This is a genomic window from Niallia yueguangensis (assembly GCF_052663115.1).
In genome coordinates, this window is record NZ_JBQTCX010000037.1 from 24,534 (window position 1) to 31,069 (window position 6,536).

Annotated in this window: 4 protein-coding genes; 3 read left to right on the plus strand and 1 reads right to left on the minus strand. The window is 35.3% G+C overall.

What is annotated here, in order from left to right; genetic code table 11:
• Positions 1–83: 83 nt before the first annotated feature.
• Positions 84–1,964, plus strand: coding sequence for a DNA mismatch repair endonuclease MutL (mutL, locus tag ACTYA4_RS21315; protein WP_443481535.1), 1,881 nt, complete (start codon positions 84–86; stop codon positions 1,962–1,964).
• 368 nt (positions 1,965–2,332) lie between these two features.
• Here the strand turns inward: mutL and ACTYA4_RS21320 are convergent, their stop codons facing one another.
• Entirely contained in the window at positions 2,333–2,944 is a 612-nt protein-coding gene (locus tag ACTYA4_RS21320; protein ID WP_443481536.1) for an Ig-like domain-containing protein, read from the minus strand.
• A 1,039-nt stretch (positions 2,945–3,983) separates the two neighbouring features.
• Here ACTYA4_RS21320 and ACTYA4_RS21325 point away from each other — a divergent pair.
• Positions 3,984–4,679, plus strand: a complete 696-nt coding sequence (locus tag ACTYA4_RS21325; protein WP_443481537.1) for a YjgB family protein — start codon at positions 3,984–3,986, stop codon at positions 4,677–4,679.
• Positions 4,680–5,032: 353 nt separating this feature from the next.
• Entirely contained in the window at positions 5,033–6,235 is a 1,203-nt protein-coding gene (locus tag ACTYA4_RS21330; RefSeq protein ID WP_443481538.1) for a macrolide family glycosyltransferase, read from the plus strand.
• Positions 6,236–6,536: the final 301 nt, after the last annotated feature.

Genomic DNA, 6,536 nt, shown 5'->3' on the forward strand with positions numbered 1-6,536 from the left:
TATAAAAATACGGGCGAAAACCAAACCCGCCCGTATTTGTTTAAAATCGCACGAAAGTTTTACGAAAAAAGAAGGGGATACAGATGGCAAAAATATTTCAGCTTGATGATGCATTATCGAATAAAATTGCTGCAGGGGAAGTTGTCGAACGGCCAGCCTCGGTTGTAAAAGAATTAGTGGAAAACAGCATCGATGCAGGCAGTACGACGATTGAAATATTTTTAGAAGAGGCAGGACTTGCTAGCATCCGCATTATTGACAATGGAGCGGGAATCGACGAAGAGGACGTATTGACCGCCTTTAAACGCCATGCAACAAGCAAAATTAAAGATGAAAATGATCTTTTTCGCATTCGGACCCTTGGGTTTAGGGGGGAAGCATTGCCGAGTATTGCATCGGTTTCCCGTATTTTTATGACAACATCAACTGGAGAAGCAGGAACGTTTGTTGAATTAGAAGGCGGAAACTTGATCAAGCAGGAAAAGGCTCCGAGCAGAAAAGGAACAGAAATAACCGTTCAGGATTTATTTTTTAATACACCAGCTCGCCTAAAATATATGAAATCGATTCATACAGAGCTTGGAAATATAACGGATATCGTCAACCGCTTAGCCTTATCCCATCCAGAGATTTCATTTCGTTTAGTGCATAATGACCGGAAAGTTCTGCATACAAATGGAAACGGGGATGTCAGACAAGTACTCGCAAGCATTTACGGACTAAATATTGCCAAAAAAATGGTTCCGATAACAGGAAGCTCTTTAGATTTTAAACTATCTGGTTATATGGCGCTGCCGGAAATTACAAGAGCTTCAAGAAATTATATTTCGACGATGATTAATGGACGCTTTATTAAAAATTATTCATTAGTGCGCAGCATCCAAGAAGGGTTCCATACACTACTGCCAATTGGCAGATTTCCAATTGTGCTGTTAAATGTGGAAATGGATCCAATCTTAGTGGATGTAAATGTCCATCCGTCGAAAATGGAAGTCCGTTTTAGTAAAGAACAAGAACTGAATGAATTAGTTAGTACAAGCATTAAAGCAGCTTTTAAGAAAAAAGAATTGATTCCATCAGGATTTATGAAGGAAAAAGCAAAAGGACCAAAAGATGAACAAACTTTCCTTTCATTTGATACGGTAAAAGAAGCGGCAATTAGTTCATCCTTTAATATGCCAGAAGAAAAATTGCCTATTGAGGAGCCAAAAAGAGAGCCTGAACCACAATTTATTCGAGAAGAAAAGCTGCCAGAACGTAGAGAAGAATGGTTAATGGAAAAAATGGATGTTCTTTTTCAAGAAAATGAAGAAACTCCAACAAAAATGGAAGTAGAGGAAGAGTGGGAAGAAGAAGTTTTACAAGATGTCGAAACGGAAAATCGGGTCCCACCTCTTTATCCAATTGGCCAAATGCATGGCACGTACATTTTTGCGCAAAATGAAAAAGGATTGTATATTGTTGATCAGCATGCTGCCCAAGAGCGGATTAAATATGAATTTTTTCGAGAGAAAGTAGGAGAAGTGCATAATGATCTGCAAGAATTGTTGATCCCGCTTACCCTTGAATACTCATTAGATGAATGGATGAAAATCGAAGAACATAAACAAGAGTTGGAAAAAGTCGGCGTCTTTTTAGAACCATTTGGGATTCACAGCTATTTAATCCGTTCCCACCCACAATGGTTTCCAAAAGGAGAAGAAAAAGAAACAATCGAAGACATGATTGAACAAGTACTCTCCATGAAAAAAGTCGACATCAAAGCACTGCGCGAAGAAGCAGCGATTATGATGAGCTGCAAAGGCTCCATCAAAGCAAACCGCCATCTTCGCAACGACGAAATCCAAAGTTTGCTCGACGAATTGCGCACAACAACAGATCCGTTTACATGCCCACACGGCAGACCGATTATTGTGCATTATTCTTCTTATGAAATGGAGAAGATGTTTAAGCGGGTGATGTAGTGAATAGGTAATTGCTGGCATTGCCCGAAAAATTATGTTTCACATTATCATGTTATAAGGTAGGAATTTTTTTCTTTCGCAGTTTTAGAGGGAAAATTGATGGTTTTATTTATAGGTGACTGGTCTAAAGGGGATGGATCACTCACCATTATGCCTAAGGGAGGATATACAGACCCAAGAGGCGGAAAATTATATGATCCTCCTCTTGGCTGGTGAACTTAGCAAAAGCGTCTTTCTAGTGAAGGGCGTTTTTTACATGTAACCACCACTATAATATAGGCAACAACTAATGTATATTACTTTAAAATGAAGCTGAAAACGGAATTTATTTCAGGTTATATACTATAAGGGATTAAATGTAGGGGACTCTATTGAGTCGATGATGTTACAGTTACCTCTGTAGCTTCACTTGTATGACCTACACGATCAGTTGCTGTTACTTGAAGTTTTGTTCCTGCTATTTGTTTAGGAATATAAACATAGAATGACCATTTTGTCGATGCTGTACCAGTTCCGATGACAGTTAATCCATTTTTTACAGTAATAGTAGAATATGCTTCTGCTGACCCTGTTAACATTGTGGAATTATCTGTTACCACATTAACATAGGGAGCTAGTGGGGCTGTTACATCTACTATATAAACTACTGTTGCTTCACTCTCGTTTCCAGCAGCATCCGTAGCCGTAACTTCAACCCTTCCTCTCTGTGACTGCTTTGGAATGGAAACCGTAAATGTTCCGTCCTCATTTGTAGTACCTGTTCCTAATATTAACGTACCGTATTTAACATTAATAACTGAATTAGGTTCAGCAGTTCCCGTGACAACTGTATCTTGATCTGTTAACTCATTCACTTGTGGCGCATCTGGTGCTGTTACATCATCCGTATATGTTGATGCAAAAACGGATAAAGCACTACTCTCCCAAAAAGATAACAATAGTATAGACAGTGCAATAAATCTTATTGAATTTTTTAACATAGATACACCCTCTTTTGTACTTTTTTAATAACAAAAAACAATAATATACAACCATTTTACCATATATTGTCTAAAGTGATGATTTTATTTTATGAAAAATCAAAAATATCAGAACTTCATTGTGGAAGAAAATAAAAAGTTTATTTTCTTAGATCCTCAAATAAAATGTCGAGTAAGATGATTTGCAGCTTTACGCTATCAATTAAAGTTTTATGTTCAGCATGGGGTATAAGGAGCTTGACTCTAAAGATTCTTATCTTGATATTTGGTTTCAGTATAAGCGAAACCTTCCACAAAAATCTTGGAAAAAGCATAAACGAGTGCATCGTTAAAAGGGCCGGTAAGTGAAAGTGAAAACCCTCGCTTACCGTTACTATCGTTTGTAGATGATGTCCATTACGAATTAGAGAAGATAGAAGAAAAAGAAGCATATGTTGATTTGTATAAACTAGACGATAGTATCGAGGTTGAAAAGAATATGAAAGCAAAAAAAACTAGTGTGAATTAAAAATAAAGATAGATAATTTATATAAAAGTCTGATTGGTTTAGTTATGCTAATTGAAGACTACGATTTACAAGTATCTAAAAAGAGCAGAATCAACAATGATTGATGAACATGTGGCTTTTTTATTTTTAAGATCCACCTGTATATTTTTGGTATTTTGACATATGATTTTTTATTAACTTAATCCAAAAAATGTTATGGGGGAACTCATTCGGTCATACCCCAAAATTTTCTTTGAAACTATAAAAAAATTATCAGTTAGAAGTACCGATATGGTTAAGGAAAATAAAAGGATTACATATTCGGTAAGGAATCAATATTCACTTATAAGAAATAAATGAAAAATGGACCAAAGAGTCCGAAAATCTTATGTCATATCAGGTGCTATTAGCCGCAGTGACTATGAAAATCCGTATAAGCGTATCACTAATCCTTTTTAAGGGCCTCTTTTTTTCGGCAGATTTTATAAGTGATGGGTGTACCAGGTATAGTCAAACTAAAATTGTTAATTTAAGATGGGAGTTGTTTTAAAAATGATGTCTGGTTTTAAGAAGGGTTGCAAATTTACTGCTGTCACTGTCCTTATTTTTGGTATGTTGGCAGCATGCAGTAGCCATAGTAAGAGCAGTGAATCTTCAGCTGCGAGTCACGAGCAGCAAGAGTCACAGACTACAAATGAATCAAGCTCATCAAATAATCCAGCTCCCTCCCAAAGCAATAATGATCGACAAGGTAATGGGTCCGATCAATCAGAACAGAAGGGAAATGGCAGCATATCATCAACGCAATCAGCCAAAACAGAGTTCATTAAACATTTGTATGAACTGGCGAAGAACGGCCAGGTTCCTAATTGTCCTTTCCGTGCCCATTATGATCTAATTGACGACGATGTGGAAAAGGCATGGGGAAATCCAGATAGGACGGATGCAGTAGCAAAGGGATTATATGCTACCTATTCTAAACAAAAGGTTACGGTAGGATTTAATAAAGGCTCACTCATTTTTGATATACGCTCATATAATCCGAAGCTTCAAACCATTACTTATGATCAAGTAGTCAATACATTAGGTAAACCAACAAAACTATTAAAAAATCGCAATGACAACATTTACGTATACACAGTGAATAAGCAATTCCAACTTAAATTTATAATCCCATCATCAACAGGTAAAGTGGACCACATTTCGGTATACAGTCCGCAAGACTCGATTAATAATATGGCGGAGTAATAAAAAATTTCGGACAGCGACTCGAACACCATGGACATCTCTTTTTTCTGAGTGAGCGATCGGAAGGAAAACCTCAGATCGTTCACAGTAATTGTATCATATATGCGCCAAGCTCGAATTTCGGCTATTTACAAGAATTCATTATATTAATTATTATTAGGAATTCTGAAGGAAATGAACATTAACGAAAATTTCCAAAACTAGCTCCTTAAACGATGTATATAAAAAACTAAGAATAATAGATTGTAAATATTTATGAGGAGTTGTTGTTAAAAATTGACATTTGTTTTATCTGGGATGATAATTAATGTGTCTATAGACATGTTTTTATATCTAGAGAAGGAGTGATAAGTTTGTCAAAGGTTCTAATAATAACATTTCCTGGAGAAGGCCATGTGAACCCAACTTTAGCTATTGTTGAAGAACTCATGAAAAGAGGAGAAGAAGTTACTTATTACTGCATTGAAGATTACCAGTATAAAATCGAAAAGACAGGTGCTAAGTTTAGATCTTTTGATAAGTTTTTTAATTCGAATGATGTAGCAAAAAGTATTATGAATTATGGATACAGTTTGATAACCTTAAATAAATTAGCGAATAAGGCTGGATCAATTGCAAATAAAATAATTGATGAAGTTAAAGGTGAAGGCTATGACTATATCATTTATGATATTAATTTTATAGTCGGGAAAATAGTTGCCAACTCACTTAAAATACCTGCTATTACATCTTGTACAACATTTGCATTCGAGGAGAGTATGTTTACAAAAGCAATAAATCAAAGCGAAGAAATGCAAAAGAGTGAAATATACCAAGATTTTTTAAAAAGCTTAAATGCTTTAAATGAGGAGTATGGTCTACATTTAGGGGGGATTGTAGACTTTATGCATCAACCAGGAGACTTGAATATTGTATTTACCTCAAAATACTACCAACCAAATGCAAATAATTTTAATCAAACTTATAAGTTTGTTGGACCTTCAATCGTTCCTAGGAAAGATGTAGATCACCTTAATTTTAAAAAACAGGATAATAAAGTTATATTTATTTCAATGGGCACAGTGTTTAATCAACAGCCTAAGTTGTATGAAACATGTTTTAAAGCTTTTAAAGATTGTGACGCTGACGTGATACTATCCGTTGGTAAACAAACAGATATCAGTCAATTGAAAGATATACCTTCTAATTTCCATGTATTTAATTATGTTCCTCAATTAGAAGTATTACAAATAGCAGATATTTTTGTGACTCATGGAGGTATGAACAGTTCAAGTGAAGGATTGTATTATGGTGTGCCGTTAGTCGTTATCCCTGCATTTGGTGATCAGCCGATTGTTGCAAAAAGAATTGAAGAATTGGGAGCAGGGTTAAGTTTAGATAGGGAAACATTAACTAAAGAGGATTTAAGAAATACAGTTAATATAGTATTAAACAAACCAAAATTTAAAGAAAATAGTTGTAAAGTTGGGAAAACTCTAAAAGAAGCCGGTGGCTATCTTGAAGCGGTTGATGAGATAATGTCCTTTAAACACAAGTGTTTACATGGTGTTGATTAAATAAAACGTTCAAGAAACAAGAGAATTATTAGATATAAGTAAGCAAAGATTGAGTCAACTTCTTAAAGATGAAAGACTTGTTCCTATAAAGCAATTACCAAGAGATAATTTATATTTACGACAACAAGTACGAGAGTTAAAAAAGGAAATGGAAGTATCCAGAAAACAATAAGAGGAGCAACCCAGGATGATTTTTGGGTCTTATTAGATCTAAAATGTGAGGGGAAAAGGAGGATTAACGAACAGTACGAACCTATTCTGTAACTAAAAGAGGAATTTCCTTCTTCAACTATAGGGTGAC